24 protein-coding genes and 1 tRNA gene are annotated in these 22,872 nt (G+C 58.3%); 18 read left to right on the top strand and 7 right to left on the bottom strand.

Going from position 1 to position 22,872, the window contains the following annotated elements:
* The first annotated feature begins 279 nt into the window (after positions 1-279).
* Positions 280-1,368 (top strand): lytic murein transglycosylase B, encoded by a 1,089-nt coding sequence (gene mltB, locus ACJ8PI_RS13085; RefSeq protein ID WP_033648101.1) that lies wholly within the window; start codon positions 280-282, stop codon positions 1,366-1,368.
* 56 nt (positions 1,369-1,424) lie between these two features.
* Here the strand turns inward: mltB and ACJ8PI_RS13080 are convergent, their stop codons facing one another.
* Positions 1,425-2,576 carry a porin gene (locus ACJ8PI_RS13080; RefSeq protein ID WP_164134484.1) on the bottom strand — a complete coding sequence of 384 codons (1,152 nt, stop codon included), beginning with the start codon at positions 2,574-2,576 and terminating at the stop codon, positions 1,425-1,427.
* A gap of 396 nt (positions 2,577-2,972) precedes the next feature.
* Here ACJ8PI_RS13080 and ACJ8PI_RS13075 point away from each other — a divergent pair, with 396 nt between their 5' ends.
* Positions 2,973-3,263 carry a hypothetical protein gene (locus tag ACJ8PI_RS13075; protein WP_164134485.1) on the top strand — a complete coding sequence of 97 codons (291 nt, stop codon included), beginning with the start codon at positions 2,973-2,975 and terminating at the stop codon, positions 3,261-3,263.
* Positions 3,264-3,476: 213 nt separating this feature from the next.
* Positions 3,477-3,779 carry a hypothetical protein gene (locus ACJ8PI_RS13070; protein ID WP_041036126.1) on the top strand — a complete coding sequence of 101 codons (303 nt, stop codon included), beginning with the start codon at positions 3,477-3,479 and terminating at the stop codon, positions 3,777-3,779.
* An 11-nt stretch (positions 3,780-3,790) separates the two neighbouring features.
* Here ACJ8PI_RS13070 and dsdC read toward each other — a convergent pair whose 3' ends face one another.
* The 3 genes from dsdC to ACJ8PI_RS13055 form a co-directional block, all read right to left on the bottom strand.
* Positions 3,791-4,720, bottom strand: a complete 930-nt coding sequence (gene dsdC, locus ACJ8PI_RS13065) for a DNA-binding transcriptional regulator DsdC (RefSeq protein WP_164134486.1) — start codon at positions 4,718-4,720, stop codon at positions 3,791-3,793.
* Between the two features lie 469 nt (positions 4,721-5,189).
* On the bottom strand, positions 5,190-5,441 hold the full coding sequence (locus tag ACJ8PI_RS13060; protein ID WP_033648096.1) for a CsbD family protein: 252 nt from the start codon (positions 5,439-5,441) through the stop codon (positions 5,190-5,192).
* 134 nt (positions 5,442-5,575) lie between these two features.
* The gene (locus ACJ8PI_RS13055; protein WP_164134487.1) at positions 5,576-7,072 is read right to left on the bottom strand and encodes a PAS domain S-box protein; all 1,497 of its coding nucleotides are present in this window, start codon (positions 7,070-7,072) and stop codon (positions 5,576-5,578) included.
* A gap of 227 nt (positions 7,073-7,299) precedes the next feature.
* Between ACJ8PI_RS13055 and ACJ8PI_RS13050 the strand changes: the two genes are divergently transcribed.
* The 4 genes from ACJ8PI_RS13050 (at position 7,300) to ACJ8PI_RS13035 (ending at position 11,294) form a co-directional block, all read left to right on the top strand.
* Positions 7,300-8,271 (top strand): hypothetical protein, encoded by a 972-nt coding sequence (locus ACJ8PI_RS13050; protein ID WP_041036124.1) that lies wholly within the window; start codon positions 7,300-7,302, stop codon positions 8,269-8,271.
* A 1-nt stretch (position 8,272) separates the two neighbouring features.
* A complete protein-coding gene (locus tag ACJ8PI_RS13045) occupies positions 8,273-8,494 on the top strand; it encodes a hypothetical protein (RefSeq protein WP_004936288.1) in 222 nt (73 codons plus the stop codon).
* A 704-nt stretch (positions 8,495-9,198) separates the two neighbouring features.
* Positions 9,199-9,999 (top strand): helix-turn-helix domain-containing protein, encoded by an 801-nt coding sequence (locus ACJ8PI_RS13040; RefSeq protein ID WP_033635401.1) that lies wholly within the window; start codon positions 9,199-9,201, stop codon positions 9,997-9,999.
* 20 nt (positions 10,000-10,019) lie between these two features.
* The gene (locus ACJ8PI_RS13035; protein ID WP_239509786.1) at positions 10,020-11,294 is read left to right on the top strand and encodes a lactonase family protein; all 1,275 of its coding nucleotides are present in this window, start codon (positions 10,020-10,022) and stop codon (positions 11,292-11,294) included.
* A gap of 94 nt (positions 11,295-11,388) precedes the next feature.
* On the opposite strand, the gene ACJ8PI_RS13030 is transcribed toward ACJ8PI_RS13035, so the two are convergent.
* Positions 11,389-11,463 (bottom strand) — tRNA-Arg (locus tag ACJ8PI_RS13030).
* Between the two features lie 129 nt (positions 11,464-11,592).
* Positions 11,593-12,519 (bottom strand): formate/nitrite transporter family protein, encoded by a 927-nt coding sequence (locus ACJ8PI_RS13025; protein ID WP_033648092.1) that lies wholly within the window; start codon positions 12,517-12,519, stop codon positions 11,593-11,595.
* A 220-nt stretch (positions 12,520-12,739) separates the two neighbouring features.
* On the opposite strand from ACJ8PI_RS13025, the gene ccmA reads away from it, so the two are divergent.
* From ccmA to mlaA, 10 genes are all read left to right on the top strand, one after another.
* Positions 12,740-13,372, top strand: coding sequence for a cytochrome c biogenesis heme-transporting ATPase CcmA (ccmA, locus tag ACJ8PI_RS13020; protein WP_033653721.1), 633 nt, complete (start codon positions 12,740-12,742; stop codon positions 13,370-13,372).
* The gene (gene ccmB / locus ACJ8PI_RS13015; protein ID WP_025303731.1) at positions 13,372-14,031 is read left to right on the top strand and encodes a heme exporter protein CcmB; all 660 of its coding nucleotides are present in this window, start codon (positions 13,372-13,374) and stop codon (positions 14,029-14,031) included. Before ccmA ends, ccmB begins: the two co-directional genes overlap by 1 nt.
* Positions 14,032-14,150: 119 nt before the next feature.
* Complete coding sequence (locus ACJ8PI_RS13010) at positions 14,151-14,888, top strand: heme ABC transporter permease (RefSeq protein ID WP_033653722.1); 738 nt, start codon at positions 14,151-14,153, stop codon at positions 14,886-14,888.
* Positions 14,885-15,121, top strand: coding sequence for a heme exporter protein CcmD (ccmD, locus tag ACJ8PI_RS13005; protein ID WP_004936267.1), 237 nt, complete (start codon positions 14,885-14,887; stop codon positions 15,119-15,121). The genes ACJ8PI_RS13010 and ccmD overlap by 4 nt, the downstream gene beginning before the upstream one ends.
* Positions 15,118-15,612, top strand: coding sequence for a cytochrome c maturation protein CcmE (ccmE, locus tag ACJ8PI_RS13000; RefSeq protein ID WP_004936264.1), 495 nt, complete (start codon positions 15,118-15,120; stop codon positions 15,610-15,612). Before ccmD ends, ccmE begins: the two co-directional genes overlap by 4 nt.
* A complete protein-coding gene (locus ACJ8PI_RS12995) occupies positions 15,609-17,579 on the top strand; it encodes a heme lyase CcmF/NrfE family subunit (RefSeq protein ID WP_164134488.1) in 1,971 nt (656 codons plus the stop codon). The genes ccmE and ACJ8PI_RS12995 overlap by 4 nt, the downstream gene beginning before the upstream one ends.
* Positions 17,576-18,127: a DsbE family thiol:disulfide interchange protein gene (locus ACJ8PI_RS12990; protein ID WP_015378623.1), complete on the top strand. Its 552-nt coding sequence runs from the start codon at positions 17,576-17,578 to the stop codon at positions 18,125-18,127. Before ACJ8PI_RS12995 ends, ACJ8PI_RS12990 begins: the two co-directional genes overlap by 4 nt.
* Positions 18,124-18,591 (top strand): cytochrome c-type biogenesis protein, encoded by a 468-nt coding sequence (locus ACJ8PI_RS12985; protein ID WP_033648088.1) that lies wholly within the window; start codon positions 18,124-18,126, stop codon positions 18,589-18,591. The genes ACJ8PI_RS12990 and ACJ8PI_RS12985 overlap by 4 nt, the downstream gene beginning before the upstream one ends.
* Positions 18,591-19,805 (top strand): c-type cytochrome biogenesis protein CcmI, encoded by a 1,215-nt coding sequence (gene ccmI / locus ACJ8PI_RS12980; RefSeq protein ID WP_033653727.1) that lies wholly within the window; start codon positions 18,591-18,593, stop codon positions 19,803-19,805. Before ACJ8PI_RS12985 ends, ccmI begins: the two co-directional genes overlap by 1 nt.
* A gap of 28 nt (positions 19,806-19,833) precedes the next feature.
* Positions 19,834-20,592 carry a phospholipid-binding lipoprotein MlaA gene (gene mlaA / locus ACJ8PI_RS12975; RefSeq protein ID WP_033635394.1) on the top strand — a complete coding sequence of 253 codons (759 nt, stop codon included), beginning with the start codon at positions 19,834-19,836 and terminating at the stop codon, positions 20,590-20,592.
* Between the two features lie 117 nt (positions 20,593-20,709).
* On the opposite strand, the gene fadL is transcribed toward mlaA, so the two are convergent.
* Entirely contained in the window at positions 20,710-22,032 is a 1,323-nt protein-coding gene (gene fadL, locus ACJ8PI_RS12970; protein ID WP_033648086.1) for a long-chain fatty acid transporter FadL, read from the bottom strand.
* Positions 22,033-22,437: 405 nt separating this feature from the next.
* Here fadL and ACJ8PI_RS12965 point away from each other — a divergent pair, with 405 nt between their 5' ends.
* Entirely contained in the window at positions 22,438-22,734 is a 297-nt protein-coding gene (locus ACJ8PI_RS12965; RefSeq protein WP_019453781.1) for a YfcZ/YiiS family protein, read from the top strand.
* Positions 22,735-22,872 lie beyond the last annotated feature (138 nt).

The raw sequence follows: 22,872 nt of genomic DNA, 5'->3' as shown, positions 1-22,872 counted from the left end.
CACAGTCCATTGTCGTGATCATTGCGGCGATAGCCGGGTGGCAAGCAGCCGGGCATTTTATCGGGGTAAAAGGGGGCGTCAAGGTGATAATTTTTCTCATTTAGTCGCGGTTGAGATTCCGCGCGGCCGCACCGGGCGTCCTTTCACCGTGCAAAACGTCACAATTTGGCACGTTTGGCTACCTGGCGTGGTAATTGGCGGCATAATCCTGTTTGTTCGCGTTGAACAATGCATTAACATAACTCCCACTTATCTCTTGCATGGCTATATGGATATCCGATGCGTCACCTGGTTGCGCTTTTACCGCTGATTACCTTGCTTGCTGCCTGTAGCAGCACGCCGAAACCCAGTACCACCGCTACGCCGCAGGGCACCCCGGTAAAGGGCGGCTTTTTGCTGAGCCCAGCGCACAGCGGCGCGCCGCTGGGTGGAGATTTCGCCAATAACCCGAATACCGCACGCTTTATCGATAAGATGGTGCGGGAACACGGCTTTGATCGACAGCAGCTGCACGACGTGCTGGCGCAGGCTCGGCGCCTGGATTCGGTGCTGCGGCTGATGGACAGGCAGGCGCCGAAACCGTCTACCCAGGGGCCTACCGGCCCGAACGGTTCCTGGCTGCGCTACCGCAACAAGTTCATCACGCCGGATAACGTGCAAAACGGCGTGGTGTTCTGGAATCAATATCAGGATGCGCTGCAGCGGGCCTGGCAGGTGTACGGCGTGCCGCCGGAGATCATCGTGGGGATTATCGGCGTGGAGACCCGCTGGGGCCGCGTAATGGGTAAAACCCGCATTATCGATGCGCTGGCGACGCTGGCCTTCAACTACCCGCGCCGCGCCGATTACTTCGCCGGCGAGCTGGAAACCTTCCTGCTGATGTCGCGCACCGAGGGCGACGATCCGCTCGAACTGCGCGGCTCCTTCGCCGGCGCGATGGGCTATGGGCAGTTCATGCCGTCTTCCTTCAAGAGCTATGCGGTCGACTTCAACGGCGATGGTCATATCAACCTGTGGGATCCGGTCGATGCCATCGGCAGCGTGGCCAATTACTTCAAGGCGCACGGTTGGTCCAAAGGCGAGCCGGTCGCGATTCAGGCCAACGGCCAGGCGCCGGGATTGGAAAACGGCTTCAAGACCCGCTACTCGGTCGCTGCGCTGGCGGAAGCCGGCCTAAGCCCGCAGGGTTCGCTCGGCGACAATCAGGAAGCCAGCCTGCTGCGGCTGGACGTCGGCACCGGCTACCAGTATTGGTACGGCCTGCCGAACTTCTACGTCATCACCCGCTATAACCACAGCACCCACTACGCCATGGCGGTATGGCAGCTGGGCGAAGCGGTAGGGCGCTCGGCGCGCGGCGGCTTCTGACGCTGCTTCAATAACGAAAAAGGCCGCTTGCGCGGCCTTTTTTACGTGCGGAACAATCAGAAATCGTAGCGTAGACGCACCACGGTCATATCGCCGAGGTTGTCGGTGCTCGATGTCAGCACGTGCTCTACGTCAACGCGGAAGCCGTAGTCAAACTGCACGGTAACCCCAAGGCCGTTGTCGATGCGCTGGTAGTTGCGGCCGGTGACGTATTCCAGGCGATCGCCCATAAAGTACGGCATTACCGATTTCACCGCGTACTGGCCCACCGGCACGGTATAACCGGCCAGGTATTCGATACCCCAGGCATCGCCGGCGAAGTAATTGTTGATGTCGGCTTTCTTGGTGGTCAGGAAGTCGTGGTAGTAACCGCCGCCGAAAGTCAGCGTCCAGTTGTCCGGTTTCCAGCTGAGGGCGGTGCCGACGATGTTCTGATCGTAGCTCTTGCTGCCGCTGGTGGACGGATTGCGCATTTCGGCGCGGGTGTAGTTCCAGGCGGTGCCCCAGGTCAGATCCTGCGTGATGTGGTAATCCACGCCCAGTGAGCCGCCGCCTTTGCGCTTATAGCGCAGGCCGTTGCCCGGCAGGTAGTCGCTGTCGCTGAACAGGTACGAGGCATAAACGTCCGCATCGCCGAAGCGGTTCTTGTACTTCAGCATCTTGCGTGAACGGTAAGAGCCGTCGTAGTCGCCGTTGATGCCGTTGCCCGGCGCCTGGGCCAGCATGTCGTAGTCCCAGATATCGGTCTTGGCGCCCACCACGTCATAGTAAACGCTGTTCTGCTGGCCGAAGGTCATTTGGCCCCAGGTGTTGCTTTTCAGGCCGGTGTACAGCATGCGGCGGCTGGTGTTTCTCGCGCCGTCGGCATAGTGGTGATCCCAGTCGAACAGCGCCGGAATGTTCACGCCCAGCTCGTAGTAGCTGATCCAGCTGATATCGTCGAACAGGTAGTAGTCCGCCGCGAAACGGAAGCGGGTGCCGCCGTCGAAGCCGTTACGCTTGTAGGAGCCCTTGTCGCCGTCGCCCGTCATGTTGTTGAACTGTGGACGGATGCTGCCGCCAACGGTGAAGTTCAGGCGGCTGAGCGGATCGCCGGCCTGCGGATCCTGCTTCAGCAGGGTGATTTCCGCCTGAGCGGCGAACGACGCGCTGCCGATCGCCAGACCCAGCGCCACCGCTTGAGTCAATACGCGCAATTTGATTGCCATGTGTTATCCCTGTTTTATGTATGACCGCCCCATCAGCGCCGCCATGCCGATGTTTTGCGCAGAACGCTGCGTTTTCACGCATTTTGACGGTTTTTTTGGTGTGTTAGCGGCGGGCGGCATTTGTAACATAAACAGTGACATAAAGAATTACTTTTCTTGCTAATTATCGACCGGTTTTTAACCATTTCGTGCGGTGAAAAGGGCCGTTGCGCATGTCTGGCGATTCGGATGAATTCATCTAACGCCAAGGTTTATATTTTTCATTTGTCAGTCACCGGCGCCAGCCTGTAATTTCAGCCGTGCAAGAGAGAATTAATTCGAGCCTTTCGCCGGCGTATTAACGTCAGCCTTTGTCTGCGTAATCGGCCGGCATGAATAAGCGATTGGGAGGTCGCCATGAGAAACCTGTTAATGTTGTTAGTGGGGCTGTTTTCACTGCCGGCGATGGCGGCGGAGTCGCACGTTTGCCATTCTCAAACCTATGATTATGCAGAGGTTAGCAAGCTCAGGTTGTCTGACGATACCCTGTTTTCCTGCCGCGGCGTGGGGCGCCTGACGATCCCCGAATTAGCACGCAAAGGATGGAAGGTGATTCATTTGGCGCAGCAAACCGAATATACCGACTCCGTCGACAGCGATGGTGAGGTGATTAAGCTTTATCAGGAAATCGTGGTGTACAAAGAATAACGCGACGGTAGCCTGTTATTATTCTCGCGGCGGCGAGAACCCTATTATGAATGCGAGAATCGGAATCGACGGCAGGGCTGCCGCCGCGGCCAGCGCTTCACCTGGGATCGCGCCACGCTGTGCGCCTGTTTGCTGATCGCGCTGGTGTTAAGCGTGGTGAGTTGTTCTTATCTTATTTATTTTTATCGAAGGGTGGCACCAAAAATATAAATTATGGATGTTGATGTACAGAACTACCAAATAAGCTGCGAAAGCCAATTCATTATTCAGCTGCAAATATCCCGCTATGCCTGGGGCGTGCCGCTGATTACGCTCGGCGATAACGGTGATTTTACCGTGATACGAAGCCGAGGCTGGTCGAGGTTGGCTAATGGGATGCAATTGGAGGTTTATTATTTTGCCAATAACTCCCTGCTGGCCTGGGATAAAAACCGCAAATATATCTCTTATTCAAAGGCCGGCCGGCTCTACGCCTGCGCGCTGAATTTTTCTTATTCCCCTAAAATAATGCGCTAGCCCTCCGGCCATCAGACCAGAGGGGCGATTTTCATGATCCACTGCTTAAACGCGAGGATTTTCGGCCACTGCCGCTCGGAGATGGTCGAGGTAAAATAGCAGTGCTCGCAGGGCACGGTCATGTCGGTGAACGGAATGATCAGCTTGCCGCTTTTGATCCAGTCCTGCACCAGATTGAGCCGCCCCATGGCGACGCCAAGGTGTCGCGTGGCGGCCAGCACCGCGAGATCGGAACGGTCGAACTCCATGCTTTTGCTGTCGGTATCCAGCCCCAGCGCAAAGTGTTGCGACCAGGTTTGCCACTCGTCTTCGCCGGAGTTGTAGCGATCGTGCAGCAGCGTGCAGTGGGCCAAATTTTCCGGCGCATCGTACAGGCTATGTGCGGCGGCGTACTGCGGCGTACAGATCGGCACCATCGATTCCTGCATAAAGGCCTCGTCCAGATGCCGCCCCGAGGGCAGTTTGCCGAAGTACATCGCCAAGTCCACGCCGCGGTTGGCCAGGTTGATGATCTCTTGCCCGGTCAGAATGTTGAGGTGAATGGTGGGGTGCTGGGCGATAAAGTCGCCGATGCGCGGCAGCAGCAGGCATTGCACCAGAGACGGATGCGAGTAGAGAGTCAGGGTGCCCGTCAGCTCGCGATTCTTGATGTCCAGAATTTCCTGATTCAGCGTGTTGAAGGAGCTGTCCAGCGCCCATTGCATGCGCTCGCCCTCCGGCGTCAGGGTAATTCTGCGATGAAAGCGCTGGAATAGCAGAAAACCCAACTCCTTTTCGAGCAAATTAATGCGGTGGCTTACGGCGCTGGGGGTGATCGACAATTCTTGCGCCGCCAGCGCAAAAGATAAATGACGGGCGACGCATTCGAAAGTATGCAGCCGGGAAAATTGATAGCTGGTCAGCGGGGTGGCCCGCTGTGAATGTTTTTTAGTGGGGAACATGCTATTTCTCCGTGCGCGCAATACAGCGATCTTAACATTTAATGGAGAGGAGGATAAACCCAGGTTGACGAATGGAGTCGAATTTTAACCTGATGGTTTTAATGATGTTGAGGGTAAACCGATTTATTGCACCAAGACCGTAAATAACCGCCGAGGGGTTTGGGTTGAGAAGACGATAAAAATCAGGAATACGCGAGGAAAATAAAATGGCTGTCGTTAAGCAGTGAGTAAAGGCGGCGTGCGACGGTATGAAAAATAATGCCGCCTATTCCATGAGGGATATCGCCGTTTCGCCATAATAACCCGATGTCGCTGAATAGCCGTTAATCATCATTGTCGGCGTAACGGATGAATAAATCGATAAGGCCATATGCCCGCACGGCATTGCCCGTTGGCCGATGGCACCGCGCCCGGTTGTCGTTAACCGGGCGCGGCGTTCAGGGAAAAGCGGTTTGCTCGCCGGCGCGTATCAACGGCGGCGCAGCAGCAGGCCGGTCAACAGGCCAGCGCCGGCAATGAGGGCTAATGCGGCGAGGGGGTTTTTCTTCATCATGCTGCCGGCGCAGCTCAGGGCGTCGCCGTATTTTTCTTGCAGCGCGCCCGCTGCATAGCGCGTGGCGCCTTCGGCCTGCAAACGTGGGTTTCCGGTGACGTCGCCCGCCATTTCCTGCGCCTTGCCCGCCACTTTTTCCATCATGCCATTGGCTTTTTCGCTGTTCATTGTGATGCGCTCCTAAGGTTCGATCCGTTTGGCTTCCGCACAGGGCGAAAGCCTGCATTTGCACCTCCATGTTATGCACTTCACTTTGAGCCTATAAGGGGCGTTTGCATCGGCGCGGATAGTGCATTTGCAGGCTACTTGCCGTTCCTGGCGGCCAGCCCGCCGGTAAACAGCCCGCGTTCTCTGGCCCAGACGATGGCTTCGCTGCGGCTGTGCACGCCAAGCTTGGAATAGACCGTCGCGACATGGTTGCGAATGGTGTTGAGCGCCAGATTGAGACGCGCCGCGATTTTCTTGTCCGGCAGCCCCTCGCAAATCAATTCCAGCACATCGCGCTCGCGCGGCGTGAGATCGCTGGCGGTCAATCCGGCCTGGTCGGGCCGGTTGATGCTTTTCACGTGGGCCAGTTTTTCAATCAGGGTTTGGCTGAACCAGGAGGCGTCCTGCATCACTTCTTCGATGGCGCTGACCAGCTCCAGCTCCGAGCGTTTGCGTTCGGTAATGTCCATGAGCACCAGCAGGTAGCAGGGCGCATTGTGGATGCTGACGGCATCCGCCGAGGCCACGCAGTCGATCGACTCGCTCCCTTTCTTGCGCACCCGGATGTCCAGCCCTTCGACGTTGCCGCTTTTTTCCAGCGCGGCAAACAAACGGCGGTTCGCCTCGGGATCGTCAATAAACGGGATCTCATCGATCGTCTTGCCGATCAAGGCTTCGGCGTCGTACTCGGTGGTGCGGGTGAAGGCTTCGTTGACGTCCAGCACGCGCCGCTCGTGCGCCGTACACAACAACGTCGGCACCGGGCTCAGGCGAAATGCCTTGGCGAACCGCTCTTCACTTTCCCGCAGCGCCGATTCCGCCTGGCGCCGGGGTTCGAGATCGGTAAAAGTGAACAGCATGCAGTCGTCTTCATTGATGTCCAGCGGTTGGCCGGCAACCACCACCAGCTTGCTTCCGCCACCGGGCAGTTTCAGCTCGGCCTCCATTTGTGGAATGGTGGCGCCTTCCCCCAGGCGCTGTATCGCCAGATCTTTGTGCTCCGCCTGTTCCAAAACGTCGAGTTCATAAACCGAACGGCCCATGACCTGTTCACGCTGGTAACCGGTCATATCGAGGAACCCCTGGTTGACCTTGACGTAGCGCAGGTCGCTTAGCCGACAAATGACCGCCGGCGCCGGATTGGCGTTGAAGGTTTTTTCAAAGCGCTGTTCGGCGCTGGCCCACTCCGTCGCGTCGCTTAGGATCAGCGCCAGCAGCTCCGGCTGCCCCTGCGCATCGGTGATAATCAGGCTCCGCAGGCGGTGCACCCAGAAGCTGTCCGGATCGTCGGCCTGCCGAACCTCCACCACCACATCGGCGAAGGTCTCGCCATCGGCAACCCGGTTCAGCGGATACTGTTCCAAAGCCAGCGGATGATTGTTGCGATAGCGCAGGGCAAAACGCGCCGCGTACTCGCCGGCATTGGCCCCCAGAGCTTTCTGATGACTCACGCCATGCATGGCCAACGCGGCCTCGTTGGCCCAGAGCAGCGTTCGATCGGTATCCGTCAGGATCACGCCGTCGGACAAGCCGGAGATGATTTGCTGCAGGTGGCCGCGGTGGGTTTCGCTGGCCAGGACGGATTGGCTCATGTGTTCTCCGCTAGACAGAAGGGAGCGGCCTCTGACCGGGGCCGCGGGTTACGCTACTCGCTGAGCAGCTTAGTGCATAACGTGCGTATTCGCAGGGTGTGAATGCACTAGTCATTCTGGCGCAAATGAACCGGGACGGCCGACGACGCCGCGCGGCAGACTGCATCTGTCTGCGCGGTTATCCGCCGTGCGTGCAATCACTTGTCCAGAAAATATAAGGAACAACGATGACCACTGTCTATGAATCAAATCGCTTTGCGTTTCAGGTGTCATGGGGCTCGATATTGGCCGGGAGTGCCGTGGCGCTGGTGACTTATCTGATCTTCAGCGTGCTGGGCACGGCTATCGGCGCCCAGGCCGTGGATATGATGCAAAAGGGTAACCCGCTGAGCGGCTTTGGCACTGGCACCGGGATCTGGCTGCTGGTTTCAACGCTGGCGTCGCTGGCCGCAGGCGCGTTCGTCGCCGGCCGCACCGCACCGAACCGCGGCGGCTTGCATGGCCTGCTGAGCTGGGCGATCACCACCTTGCTGACCACTTGGCTGGTGGTTTCACTGGCGAGTGGCGTGGTGGGGCTGGCGGGCAGCGCGGTGGGCAAAGGGCTTTCGCTGGCGGGCAGCGGCCTGGCGGCGGCGGCGCCAAACGTGGGCGAAGGCCTCAAGCAACAGCTGGATAAAAAGGGCATCAGCCTTGACTGGGGAAGCCTGGAAAACCAGTTGAACGCCACGCTCAAGCAGACCGGCAAGCCGGAACTGGATCCGGCTCGGTTGGAACAGAAGGCCGATAGGGCGACCGCCGACGGCAAGCAATCGGCCATGGACGCGGCTGCCGATCCGGCGCAGGCCGCCTCCGAGCTCAAGCAGTGGTTCGACCGCGTCAAGCAGTCCGGTGAGCCGACGTTGAGCGCCGCCGACAAGGATGCGCTGGTGAATATCGTTGCGGCGCGCACCGGCAAAAGCCGCGATGAAGCGAGCCAAATCGTCGATAACTATGCTCAGGCTTACCAGCAGGCGGTGCAGAAAGTGGAAAAACTCAAGGCCGAGGCCGAGCAGAAAGCGCGTGAAGCGGCCGACGAAGCGGCCAAACAGCTGTCGCGCGCCGCTTGGGGTTCGCTGTTGATGCTGCTGTTGGGCGCCGCGCTGAGCGCCGGCGTGGGGCGGATTGCCGAATCAACACGCCGCACTGTCGCGGTAAGTTGAGATGAAAAAAAACCTGTCGTGCATCTCGCTGAATTATCGAAAAGTAGCGGGGGCCTCTGCGCCCGTGCTCGTCATCGATTTTTGCAACGAGAATAACGAGCGCTACACCCTGCGCTACAACCTGCCGCCGGATACCCCGGAACGCACCGAGCGGCGGGTATCTTTGCTGCTGTATCTGTTGCGCAAGCACAGATCTGCAGAGATCGACAACCTGGCTGATTAATCAGGCCGTTAATGAAAGGCCCGGCCTTATAGGCTGGGCTTTTTACTGGGCAATCAGGCTATTCTGGCAACAACGCACGGTGCGAGTCGGCATGAGGCTTTTACGTTGGAGGGCCGGCGGTTCACGGTGGGCAAAGTAGCGCCCCAATTGGCGTGGAGGGTAAAATAGGGCATCGAGCAAGATGTGTTAAAACATCGGTTCTTCTCAGCGCAGGAAAAAGATAAAAGAAGCTCCCTATTACTATCTGTGATTTTCTGGTCCGATGTTCAGAAAATGAGCCTGTCCCTATCTTCTTTTCAAACGCTGCTCATGATTTTATTTATTAGTCTCAATAAGTTTTATCAGTCAGCCTGATTATAAAATGCATTTTAATTTGCAATGATGAAATTCCTATTTGGTCATGCAATTGGGACGCAAAAAAACACTTTAAGATAAAACAATTAACATAAAGTGTGATTTGCCACGGCGGGGCAAATGCATCTTTAATGGATGCACTTTGCGTGGCACATTTTTTATTCACGTGTTTTTCGCAAGCGTATTTATATAACATGATCATTTTCAGTTATTTATATGATGACTTTTCCCATGCCGTAAAAATGGCGTTGTCAGGGTGATTTTTTTTAGGATTAATCTTAATGACTTGATTTGGTTGGTTAACGATTTTAATGAAAAGGACACGATTTTTATAAAAGCAAGGAGCGCGCATGGACTATCGAAAAGATATTCTTTTACAGGTGTTAGAGTATATGGAGAAGAATATTATAGAGGGACTTTCCGTTGAGAAAGTGTCTATTATCTCGGGTTACTCTAAATGGCATTTACAGCGGCTGTTTAAACATTATTTTGGCATTACGTTAGGGACTTATATCAGAAACAGAAAACTGAGCCGATCCGCAATCTTGCTTAAACAACATCAAGGGAACATATTGGATGTCGCCTTGGCATCGGGCTTTGCCTCTCAGCAATGTTACACGCGGGCGTTTAAACGTTTCTTTGGCGAAACGCCCAACAGCTTTAGGAACAGCCGGGGATGGGATTTTTCCACCCAGATCCCACCGTATGGCATTGACAAGAAACCCTATTTTTATCACACGGTCATGCCGGATGATATCGAGCTGTTAAAGCAGTACAAGGCATTGATCTTCCATTCCATAAGGAAATACAGAGATGCCGGTGACATTACGCAGACTAATGAGAAATGGTTAAGCAAGCATGGGAAGGCTTATCGTGCGGAAAACAACAGAGCGGGAAAATGGCATTCAAACGGTAAGGAGCAAGAGGTTTTTCATTCTATCTTCAATTTCTACATACCCAGAGGGAAATATATTGTCATCCCCTTTATGGGGGAGTTGTCTGAGTACATTGATTTTTTTGCAGATATCTATGACGCCTATCTGCCGGCTATCAATGTCAAGGTGAGAGAAAGTTTTTTTATCGAACTATATAGACATGAGCATTTACACAGTCGCGTCGTCAATGTCGATATACTTATTCCTGTAGCGTAGCGTTGAGAAAAGGAAATATCATGAGTATAGAGAAATCCCCCGATTCGATGAATAAGCGTCATTATGCGCGCCGTATGCTACCTTTGACATTGTCTGTGTCTGGCGGATCGAGCGTGGCCGGTTTAGCCAGACAGACCATTCAATTCGCGTTGGCATTAACTCTTTTCATGTTTTCAGGAAATGCGATGGCAAATAATCGGGAGCATCAGCAAATAGCGTTAGTCGGCACCTGGACCCATATTCCGGATGCGCCTGCGGTGCAAAAACCGGCGCACCCCAGTGAAGGCCTCTATCGTCTGGCGGTTAATGGCGACGGCACATTAACGCTGCTCGACGTGATTAAAATGAAAAGCCCGTCATGGATCGTAAAATCTCGCGATGGCCGTTTCGCCTATGTCACCAATGAGGAGAACGCGGGAACGGTCACTGCCTTGGCGATAGACAAAGACGGCGCCGTGCGGGTGCTGAATACGGTGAGCAGCGCGGGCCGGCAGCCGACGCATGCCACCCTCAGCCCGGATGGCAAGTTTCTGTTTGTCGCCAACTACTCCGTCGCCAAAGGCGGCGCGGGGGTGACGGTATTACCGATTGGCGGCGACGGCAAACTGGGGGAACGGGTGCAGCATTTTCCGTTCACGCCCGGCTCCGGCGTCGTGCAGGGGCGCCAGGAAGGGGGCCATGCGCACTCCACCACCTTCAGCCGCGATGGCCAATATCTGTACACGGCGGATCTCGGCGGGGACAAGCTGCGCGCCTACCGCTATCGCTCGGGCAACGCGCAGCCTTTGCAAGCGGATGCTTCGCGCGATGTCGCCTTCGCACCCGGCGCCGGCCCACGGCACATGGCGTTCTCGCCAGAAGGGGAATACGCCTACGTCATCACTGAAATGGCGAGTGAAATCGAGGTGTTTGCCGTCAGCGACCATCGATTGACGCGGCAAGGGAAGGTGAAACTGAACGGCGGGCAGGATTCAGCGGAGGCGAAAAGCGGTGGGGCAATAATCCTCAGCCCGAGCGGCAGATATCTTATTGCCACCAATCGCGGTGCCGATAACCACCTGCTGGTATTAAAAATTGGCGAGGATGGGCTGCCAGATGTGCCAACGCGCTATGAAGCCGGCGGTATTGAACCGCGTGCGCTCGCTTTCGATGCCGGCGGTAACCATCTCTATGTGACGAATGTGTTTACCAATACCGTTATGTTGTTCGATTTCGATGATGAAAAGGGCGAGTTGCAGGCCAGAGGGCAGGCGACGACGGTTTCTACTCCGACGGATATTAAGTTTTTTAATTAATGCCAATCATAACGCTCGGGGGAAATCGAATCTGAACGGGGGAAAAGGGCAGATTGCGGGTGCAGATGACGGGGAATGGCTGGACAAGAAAGAATGGCGTCCCCGACTGGAATCGAACCAGTAACTAGCCCTTAGGAGGGGCTTGTTATATCCGTTTAACTACGGGGACGCTGCGGGCCGGCAACCGAAGCTGCCGGGGCATTATACCTTTTTTTACCCGCAGAATAAGCGCTTAGCGGCGCGTTTGCTCAATACCTCGCCAGTTCATGCCGAAATTTCCTCGGCTAACCGACGGCGATCACGGTTTTTCCCCGCCGTGGCGCCGTTTTTCCTCTTGCAGGCGCGCCGCCCGATTTTTGGCGCTCAAATCGTTGCGGATCTGCGCGTGGCTTATCAGCGCAAAGATAAAGGTGCCGCCGATGATGTTGCCCGCCAGCGTCGGCAGGGCGAACGGGTAAATGAATTCTTGCCATTCAATCGCGCCGTTGAACGCCAGATAGAGGATCTCGACCGAACCGACCACGATATGGGTCAGATCGCAAATCGCCACCAGGTAGGTCATCAGTACGATCACCCAGATTTTCGCCGCGCCGGCGGCCGGGAACATCCACACCATGGTGGCGATGATCCAGCCGGCCAGGATGCCGTTGGCGAACATTTCTCCCGGCGTATGGCGCATCACCTCTTCGCCCAGGCTGATGAAGGCGCCGCGCGTCTCGGCGTCGAACAGCGGCATATGGGTAAACGCCAGCGCCGCCAGCCCGGTGCCGATCAGGTTGCCGAGCAGCACCACGCCCCACAGGCGCAGCAGGATCAGCAGGTTGCGCGGCGTGGGTTTATGCATGATTGGCAATACCGCCGTGACGGTATTTTCGGTAAACAGCTGCTGGCGCGCCATGATGACAATGATGAAACCGAAGGTGTAGCCGAGGTTCTCGATGAAAAAGCGGCTGGGATCGTCCGGCAGGCGGGCGTGGAAAATGCCCTTTGCCGCCAGCGAGGCACCCATCGACAGCCCGGCGGCGATCGCCGACCACAGCAATGCCAGCCAGTCGCGCTCCAGCTCTTTTTCGCCTTCCATCCGGATCTGTTCATGCACCGCCGCCGCGCGCGACGGCAGATTTTCTTCCCTGACTTCGATTTCGCGCTTGCCCTGTTCCTGTTCTTTGCTCTCTACCTGCATCGTCTCATCCGGCTCGTGCTCCTGGCGTCGCTGTTCGTTCATGCTGTCGCTCCTGCTTCATAAGGGTGAGTTCACGTCATTAAGCGTAGTTAAATGCGGCGAAATACAGAAAAAGGTAACAAGAGTTAAAATCCGCCGATTTTTTCCACGCATTCTTGATCCTGCTCGCCATATTGGCCCGTCGGCGCGCCCGCCGCGGGCTGCGTGCGGGGAAAGGCTTATGCTATGATTCGCTATCCCAAAGAAAAATATGAGTTCCCCGATGCTGGAAGCCAAAAGTCTGAGTTGCGTGCGCGATGAGCGCATCCTGTTTAGCGAGCTAAGCTTTTCAGTTCAGCCGGGCGATATCATTCAGGTAGAAGGGCCGAACGGCGCGGGCAAGACCAGTTTACTGCGCATTCTCGCCGGCCTGGCGCGGCCGGACGGCGGCGAGGTGTGCTGGCGCGGGCGCAACACGCTGCGCGATCGCGCGAATTACCAGCAAGATTTGCTGTTTATCGGCCATCAGCCCGGCATCAAAGCCGTATTGACGCCCTTCGAAAATCTGCAGTTTTATCAGGCGGTGCGCGGCGCGGCCGAGCATCAGGCCATCTGGCGCGCGCTGGAGCAGGTGGGGCTGGTGGGTTACGAAGATCTGCCGGTGGCGCAGCTTTCCGCCGGGCAGCAGCGGCGCGTGGCGCTGGCGCGGCTGTGGCTCAGCGCGGCGCCGCTGTGGATCCTCGATGAACCGCTGACGGCGATCGACAAACAGGGCGTGGCCGAGTTGATTAGCCTTTTTGAACAACATGCGCAGCGGGGCGGCATGGTATTGTTGACCACCCATCAGGATTTGGCCGGCGTCGGCCAAACGGTGGGCAAAGTTCGTTTGGCGGAACACGACGCGGGGAGTTTGTGATGTTTTTGACCCTGGTGCGCCGCGAACTGAAGATCGCCTGCCGTAAAGGCTCGGAGATCGTCAACCCGCTGTGGTTTTTCCTGATAGTGATCACGCTGTTCCCGTTGGGGATTGGCCCGGAGCCGCAGCTGCTGGCGCGCATTGCGCCGGGCATCGTGTGGGTGGCGGCGCTGCTGGCCTCGCTGCTGTCGCTGGAGCGGCTGTTTCGCGATGATTTCCTCGATGGCTCGCTGGAGCAGCTGTTGCTGCTGCCGACGCCGCTGCCGATGACGGTGCTGGGCAAAGTGTGTGCTCACTGGGTCGTGACGGGTCTGCCGCTGCTGATCCTGTCGCCGCTGGTGGCGCTGCTGCTGTCGCTCGATATGCAGACCTGGCTGGCGGTGGCGGGGACGCTGCTGCTCGGCACGCCGACGCTGAGCCTGATCGGCGCTATCGGCGTGGGGTTGACGGTCGGCCTGCGCAAAGGGGGCGTGCTGCTCAGCCTGCTGGTGCTGCCGCTGTATATTCCGGTGCTGATCTTCGCCACCGGGGCGATCGACGCCGCTTCGATGGGCATGCCGATCGACGGTTACCTGGCGATACTCGGCGCGATGCTGGCGGGCAGCGTGACTTTGGCGCCGTTTGCCACCGCGGCGGCGCTGCGAGTGAGCGTACACTAGCTAACGTATTGAATGAACAGACGGGCAAGGCCGACAAGAGCGTACCCCGCAGAAGATTTTCGCCGTTTCGAACCCTCGGGGCGGCCGACGCATAAAAATTACCGTGAGCACTGACGACAATGTGGAAATGGTTACATCAACTGGCGCGGCCTGAACGGCTGTATCACGTCTGCGGCCGCTTTGTCCCCTGGCTGGGGCTGGCGGCGGCGGCTTGCCTGCTGCTTGGCTGGGCATGGGGCTTTGGTTTCGCGCCGAAGGATTATCAGCAGGGCGACAGCTTCCGCATCATTTATATTCACGTGCCGGCGGCCATGTGGTCGATGGGCATCTACGCCTCGATGGCGGTGGCGGCGTTTATCGGCCTGGTGTGGCAGATGAAAATGTCCGATACCGTGGTGGCGGCGATGGCGCCGATCGGCGCGGTGTTCACCTTTATCGCGCTGGTGACCGGCTCCGCCTGGGGCAAGCCGATGTGGGGCACCTGGTGGGTGTGGGATGCGCGTCTGACCTCCGAGCTGGTGCTGCTGTTCCTCTATATGGGCGTCATCGCGCTGTACAACGCCTTCGAAGACCGCCGCCTGGCGGGCCGCGCCGCCGGGATTCTGGTGCTGGTGGGTGTGGTGAATATCCCGATCATCCATTTCTCGGTCGAATGGTGGAATACGCTGCATCAGGGCTCGACCAACATGCAGCAGTCCATCGCGCCCAGTATGCGCACCCCGCTGCGCTGGGCGATCCTCGGCTACCTGCTGCTGTTCGTCACGCTGACGCTGATGCGCCTGCGCAATCTGATCCTGTTCCAGGAACGCCAGCGCCCGTGGGTCGCCGGGCTGGTGAATAAGGAGCGTCAGTCATGAATGCCGCATTCGATTCCTGGTCGGCGTTTTTCGCCATGGGCGGTTACGCCTTCTATGTCTGGCTGGCGGTCGCCGCCACGCTGATTTCGCTGTTGGGGCTGGTGGCGCACACCGTCTGGCAACGGCGCCAGCTGCTCGCCGAGATCGGCCGCCGTCAGGCGCGCGAGCGGCGCATTCGCCATGCGCAACAATCAAAACAAAAATCCGCCGCACCGCGGGAGAAATCATTGTGAATCCACGTCGTAAAAGCCGCCTTTATCTGGCGATCGTTGTGCTGATCGGCATCGCGCTGACCGCGACCCTGATGCTGTACGCGCTGCGCTCCAATATCGATCTGTTCTATACCCCGGGTGAAATTTTGCAGGGCAAGGGCGAGAATCATGAGAAGCCCGAGGTCGGCCAGCGGCTGCGCATCGGCGGCATGGTGATGCCGGGCTCGGTGAAACGCGATCCCAATACGCTGCAGGTCAGCTTCAAGATTTACGACGCGCGCGGCGCGATCGGCGTGACCTACACCGGCATTCTGCCGGACCTGTTCCGCGAAGGGCAGGGCGTGGTGGCGCAGGGGGTGCTGGGTGAGGGCAACGTGGTCAACGCGCGCGAAGTGCTGGCCAAACACGACGAGAAATACACGCCGCCGGAAGTGGCCGACGCGATGAAAGAGAACCACAAAGGCCCGGCGGAAGCGTATAACGCGCCGCAGGCGGAGGGCGCCAAGTCATGATGCCGGAACTGGGCAGTTTTCTGCTGTGCCTGGCGCTGGCGATCGCGCTGCTGCTGAGCATTTACCCGCAGTGGGGCGCGGCGCGGCAGGACAGCCGCATGATGGCGGTGGCCCGGCCGCTGACCTACGGCATGTTCGCCGCGATTGCGCTGGCGTTCCTGTGCCTGGTGCACGCCTTCGTGGTCAACGATTTTACCGTCGCCTACGTGGCCACCAACTCCAATACCCAACTGCCGGTGTATTACCGCATCGCCGCCACCTGGGGGGCGCATGAAGGTTCGCTGCTGCTGTGGGTGCTGCTGCTGAGCTGCTGGTCGCTGGCGGTGGCGTTGTGCAGCCGGGCGATGCCGCAGGATGCGGTGGCGCGGGTGCTGTCGGTGATGGGGATGATCACCGCCGGTTTCCTGCTGTTCATCATCATGACCTCCAATCCGTTCACCCGCACGCTGCCGAATTTCCCGATCGACGGCAGCGATCTCAACCCGCTGCTGCAGGATATCGGCCTGATCTTCCACCCGCCGCTGCTGTATATGGGCTATGTCGGCTTCTCGGTCGCCTTCGCGTTCGCCATCGCCTCGCTGATGGCCGGCCGGCTCGACACCGCCTGGGCGCGCTGGTCGCGCCCGTGGACCACCGCCGCCTGGGTGTTCCTCACGCTGGGCATCGTGCTGGGGTCGGCCTGGGCCTACTATGAGCTGGGCTGGGGCGGCTGGTGGTTCTGGGATCCGGTGGAAAACGCCTCCTTTATGCCGTGGTTGGCCGGCACTGCGCTGATGCATTCGCTGGCGGTGACCGAAAAACGCGGCACCTTCAAAGCCTGGACGGTGCTGCTGGCGATCACCGCCTTTTCGCTGTGCCTGCTGGGCACCTTCCTGGTGCGTTCCGGCGTGCTGGTCTCGGTGCACTCCTTCGCCTCCGATCCGGCGCGCGGCATGTTTATCCTCGCCTATCTGGTGATCGTGATCGGCGGTTCGCTGCTGCTGTACGCGGTCAAGGGCGGCCAGGTGCGAAGCCGGGTGCAGCACGAGACCTTCTCGCGCGAGACCTTCCTGCTGGGCAACAACGTGCTGCTGATCGCCGCCATGCTGGTGGTGCTGTTGGGCACGCTGCTGCCGCTGGTGCACAAACAGCTGGGACTGGGCAGCATCTCGATCGGCGAGCCGTTCTTCAACACCATGTTCACCTGGCTGATGGCGCCGTTGGCGCTGCTGTTGGGCATCGGCCCGCTGGTGCGCTGGCGCCGCGATGAGCCGAGCAAGCTGTGGCGCCGCCTCAGCGTGGCGCTGTTGGCGACGCTGGCGCTGTCGATTCTGCTGCCGTGGCTGCTGCAGGACAGTATCGCCAGCATGACGGTGGTGGGCCTGATCATGGCGCTGTGGGTGATCATTCTGACGCTGATGGAACTGCATGAGCGTGCCACCCACCGTCACGGTTTCTGGCGCGGCCTGCGGCAGCTGTCCCGCAGCCACTGGGGCATGGTGCTCGGCCACCTCGGCGTGGCGGTGACGGTGATCGGCATCACCTTCAGCCAGAACTACAGCGTGGAGCGCGACGTGCGGATGAAGGCCGGCGACAGCGTGGATATCCACAACTATCACTTCGTGTTCCGCGACGTGCACGACATTCGCGGCCCGAACTACAGCGGCGGCGTCGGCATCATCGACGTCACGCGCAACGGCAAGCCGGAGGCGACGCTGCGCGCGGAGAAACGCTATTACAGCGTGGCGCGCAGCATGATGACCGAGGCGGCGATCGACGGCGGTTTCAGCCGCGATCTGTATGCGGCGCTGGGCGAGGAGCTGGAGGACGGTTCCTGGGCGGTGCGCCTGTATTACAAACCCTTTGTGCGCTGGATCTGGTTCGGCGGCGTCTTTATGGCGATCGGCGGCCTGCTGTGCATCCTCGACCCGCGTTACCGCATGAGCAAAAAACTCAAGCGCGAAGGCAAGCTGGAGACGCAACCATGAAGCGCAAGCTGCTGTTTATCCCGTTGGTACTCTTCCTGCTGCTGGTGGCGGCGCTGATGGTGCAGCTGACGCGCAACGCCGGCGGCGAAGATCCGACCATGCTGGAATCGGCGCTGATCGGCAAACCGGTGCCGACCTTCAGGCTGGAATCGCTGGATCAGCCCGGCAAAACCTACGATCAGGCGGTGCTGCGCGACGGCAAGCCGATATTGCTCAACGTCTGGGCCACCTGGTGCCCGACCTGCCGCGCGGAACACCAGTATCTCAACACGCTGGCGGCGCGCGGCGTGCGGGTGGTCGGCCTGAACTACAAAGACGATCGCGCCAAGGCGGTGACCTGGCTGAATTCCCTCGGCAATCCCTACGCCCTCAGCCTGTACGACGGCGACGGCATGCTGGGGTTGGATCTCGGGGTGTACGGCGCGCCGGAGACCTTTCTCATCGACGGCCAGGGGATTATTCGCTATCGCCACGCCGGTGACATGAATGAGCGCGTCTGGCAGCAGGAAGTGCTGCCGCTGTATAAAAAGTACGGAGGTGAGGCATGAGGCTGATTGTCCTGCTGTGCGCCGCGCTGCTGAGCTGGAGCGCCGCCGCGGCGATCGATACCTATCGCTTCAACTCCGTCGAGCAGGAGCAGCAGTATCGCGAGTTGACCGAACAGCTGCGCTGCCCGAAATGTCAAAACAACAGCATTGCCGATTCCAACGCCATTATCGCCGCCGACATGCGCACCAAGGTGTACGAGCTGATGATGCAGGGGCAAAGCAAGCAGCAGATCATCGATTACATGGTGGCGCGCTACGGCAATTTCGTCACCTACGAGCCGCCGGTGACGCCGGCGACGCTGATCTTGTGGATCGGCCCGCTGCTGTTCGTGCTGATCGGCGGGGCGGTGGTGATCCTGCGCGCTCGGCGCCGGCCCGACGCGGCGGTGGACGATGCATTCTCCGAACGGGAACGGCAGCGCCTGGCGGCGCTGTTGCAAGAGACTGACAGGAAGAAACCCTAATGGCTTTTTGGCTGATTATTTGCGTGTTGCTGGCCGGCGCCGCCGCGTTGCTGGTGGTGCCGGCAATGCGCCACGGCAAGCAGAGCGCCGCCACGCGCGATGCGTTGAACAAGGCTTTTTATCAGGATCGTCTCAGCGAGCTGGAGCAGGACGAGCAGCAGGGCGTGGTGGCCGAGCGTCCGGAGCTGGTGAAAGAGCTGCAACAGAACCTGTTGAACGACATCCCGGCCGAGCAAGCGGCGCAGGCGAAACCGATCAATCGTTGGGCGCTGGTGCCGGGCGTGCTGTTATTGCTGGCGGTGACCGTTGGCTTTTATCTGAAAACCGGCGGATTGGCGCAGGTGCTGGACTGGCGTCTGGTGCAGGCGCAAATGCCGGAATTGCGCGAGCGCGTTGCCAATGAGCGCGCCAAACCGCTGAGCATGGAAGAGATCGCCCGCCTCGGGCTGGGGCTGCGCACCGCGCTGCAGCAGGACGATCGCAACATCAACGACTGGATGATGCTGGGGCGCGTCGGCATGGCGTTGAACAACGCCACCACCGCCACGCAGGCGTTTGCTCATGCTTATCAATTGGATCCGAATAGTCTGGAAGTGCGGCTCGGCTATGCCGAGGTCTTGACGCGCTCCAACGATCCGGAGGATAACAAGCAGGCGACGCAGCTGCTGCGGCGCATGATCGCGGAAAACCACGGCGATCCGCGGGTGCTGAGCCTGTTGGCGTTCAATGCCTTCGAACAGGGCGATTTCAAGCAGGCGATCGGCGCCTGGCAGGTGATGCTGCAGCTGCTGCCGGCCAACGATCCGCGCGCGGAAGTGATAAAGCGCAGCATTGCACAAGCAAAAGCCCAGGCAGGCGGAGAAAATGTTAAACTGAATGTGACCGTTTCGCTGTCACCGCAGGCGGCGAAAGCCTTGCCGCCGCAGGGGACGCTGGTCATTTCGGTCACTGACGGCGTTAGCCCGGTGCCGGTGGCGGTAAAACAATTGCCGCTGAGCCGTTTTCCGCTGTCTTTCTCACTGGATGACGGCAACGCCATGATGCCCGAGCGTCTGCTCTCGGCGCAGCATCAGGTGCAGGTGCGTGTGCGCCTCTCACAGGACGGATTGGCCACGCCGCAGCCGGGGGACTGGTTCGGCGAAAGCTCGCTGCAGACATTCAGCGGTAAAGAGCAGGTTAGCGTTCAGATAAACAAGCAGGTCACTGAAAAATAAGACCGAACGTGTTTTTATGGAGAAAAATATGAACTTTCGCCTGACTGGGGTGGCATTCGCAACGGTATTACTGGTGGGCTGTGCCAGCGCGCCAGACAACGATCCGCAAGGGCGTTCCGATCCTCTGGAAGGATTCAACCGGACGATGTTCGACTTCAACTACAACGTCCTGGATCCCTATATCCTGCGTCCGGTCGCGGTGGCCTGGCGTGACTACGTGCCGATGCCGGCGCGTAACGGCATCAGCAACTTCACCTCCAACCTGGAAGAGCCGGCCAGCATGGTCAACGCCTTCCTCAAGGGCGACCCTTATCGCGGGATGATTCACTTCAACCGCTTCTTCCTGAACACCCTGCTCGGGATGGGCGGCCTGATCGACGTGGCCGGCATGGCCAACCCGAAACTGGCGCGCGAAGAGCCGAACCGCTTCGGCAGCACGTTGGGGCATTACGATGTGGGTTACGGCCCGTACGTGATGCTGCCGGGCTACGGCAGCTTCACCCTGCGTGAAGACGGCGGCGACTTTGCGGATACGCTGTATCCGATGCTGAGCTACCTCACCTTCTGGATGTCGGCGGGCAAATGGGTGGTCGAGGGGATCGAAACCCGCGCCCAGCTGCTGGATTCCGACGGCCTGCTGCGCAACTCCTCCGATCCTTACATCATGGTGCGCGAAGCTTACTTCCAGCGCCACGACTTCATCGCCAACGGCGGCTCGCTCAAGCCGGAAGAGAACCCGAACGCCAAGGCGATTCAGGGCGAACTGGACGAGATCGACTCGCAGTAATCACGGGCGTCACGCCAATGAAAAACCCGCCGGCAGGCGGGTTTTTTATGCCGGCAGCACGCGGCAGGCAAAGAAAAAGCGCCCCGCGGGGCGCTTTGGCATCCATCTCAGGCGAGATTAGAAGCGGTAGTTGAAGTTGGCGCCGTACAGCCAGGCTTTACCTTCAGAGTTGAAGGTGTAAGGGCCTTCTTTGATGGTGACTTTCTGGCCGTGCATGTAGGAAACGCCGACGTCGACCGACGCGTCTTTGTTGAACGCATAGGTAGTACCGGCACTCAGCCAGAAACGGTCCTGATCCGGAATGGAAATCGAACGGTTCTGTGCTGGCACTGGGCTGTCATCGAAGGCGATACCGGTACGGAAGGTCCAGTTGTCGTCGTAGAAGTAGGTGGTACCCAGCGCGATGCGGTAAGCGTCTTTGAAGCCTTCATGCTTCTCGAACAGCGTTTGGCCGTTGTTGCCGGTGGCTCTCAGCTCCTGGAACTGGCTCCAGCTGGTGTAGGCCAGGCTGTAGTGAATGGCCCACTGCGGCGCCACTTTGTTGTAACCAGACAGCTCCCACATTTCCGGCAGGTGCAGGCTCAGAGAACCCGGAATGGTGTTGCCGTTGGTGCCCCACGGAAGACCTTGAGAGGCCAGCAGCGGGTTGAAGGCTGAAGGCAGGCTGCTCTTGTAGTCGCCGTCGAAGTCGATTTTCACTTCAGAGCGGTAGGTGAGGCCATAACGGTTGTTTTCATCCACTTCGTACAGAATACCGGCGTTCCAACCGAAGCCCCATTCGTCGCCTTTCAGGTGCGAAATCTGGGTATCTGCCGGGATCTGCGAAACAGGGCCGGCTAGCTGCGGCGGTAATTGGCCGGAACCGGCGATGAGCTTCGGCAATTCACCGGCGTAACGTTCCAGTTTGGCTTTGGCGTACACTGCATCGAAGCCCAGACCGAAGCTGAAGTGTTGATTCAGACGGTATGCGCCGCTGAGGTTCAGGTTGAGGGTGGTCAGATCGGTCTTGCCGCCGTAAGCGCCGGCGGTATAGCCGTCGTTGAATTCTGTCGCCAGACCGTAGTTGCTGGTGACCGAGCCGCCTACGGCGAACTGATCGTTAATCGGGTGAACATAATGCAGGTTCGGCACCCAGGCGGTCGGCGCGATGTTTTTCGAATCCAAACTGGCGCCGGAAGGGGATTGACCGGTAATGTCAACGTCCGGGTCGATGAAGACCGCGCCGAAAGAAAGTTCCGGGCGGGTATACATCATCAGCAACGCCGGGTTGCGGCTTGCCGAGGCCGCCGTATCCGCCATGGCGCCTTCGCCAGAATACGAACGTCCTAAACCAGCTGATGAGAACTCATTCAGCTGGAATCCTGCGGCAGACACGTTTGAAGAGATAATTGCCACTGCAGCTGCGAGAGCTGATTTAGTCAATAGGTTTTTCTGGCTCATGACCAAAACCTCATTATGTGTTTATTATTTAAACTATTGTTACACGAAGTAACAAGGAGCGCGGGATTGTAGGGTCCGTTATCGTTCAGACAAATCAGACCAGTGGCTGAAGTATAGGTCTGACCTGTGAAAATGTTGCAAGTTTGTTTTTGAAATATTTCCAACCTGATATCAAAAAAGAGATCTGCTTAACAAAACGCCAGCGGTAAATAACAAAATTCTTACCATTCCTTAGCAGGCGCTCATTTTTATTTGTGATTTCCATCACTTAAAACACCCATTAAAAGTAAGTGCTAGTGATTGCCGGCGTGGAAGCGTAAAATACCTGCAGAATTTTGTGGCTTTGTGCCGGTGAGTAAAACGGCAATTTGGGCTGATAACCGAGGCCTTTGAGGAGAACCAATCATGTCAGATGCAATTAATAAATGCAGCGCCCAGGAAACCGCCGCGTGTTGCTGTGTGGATGTCGGCACCGTGATGGATAACACCGATTGCACCGCGTCCTACAGCCAGGTGTTCAGCAATCAACAAGATGCGGAGGCGATGCTGGCCGCCCTGAGCGAAAAGGCGCACGCGGTCGAATCCGACCCTTGTGACATCAGCAGTAGCATTAAACCGGTTGACGGCGGCGTGCAGTTGGAGGCCGATTTTACCTTCGCCTGCCAGGCGGAAACCCTGATCTTCCAGCTCGGCCTGCGTTAATCCCCGTTTTACCCCGGCGCCGCCTGCCGCGTGCCGGGGATTGCCTTCCCTACATCGCCCCCCGATAGAAAGTGCGCCTGCTCGCAGTTTTGATCTCTGCCGGTTTGCCAAATGTAACCGTTTGGTTAACAATGACCT

The organism is Serratia sp. CY82433, assembly GCF_052166535.1.
GTDB classification, from domain to species: Bacteria; Pseudomonadota; Gammaproteobacteria; order Enterobacterales; family Enterobacteriaceae; genus Serratia; species Serratia sarumanii.
Note: the sequence above shows the minus strand (reverse complement) of the source record. Positions and strands in the feature narration are given on the sequence as shown.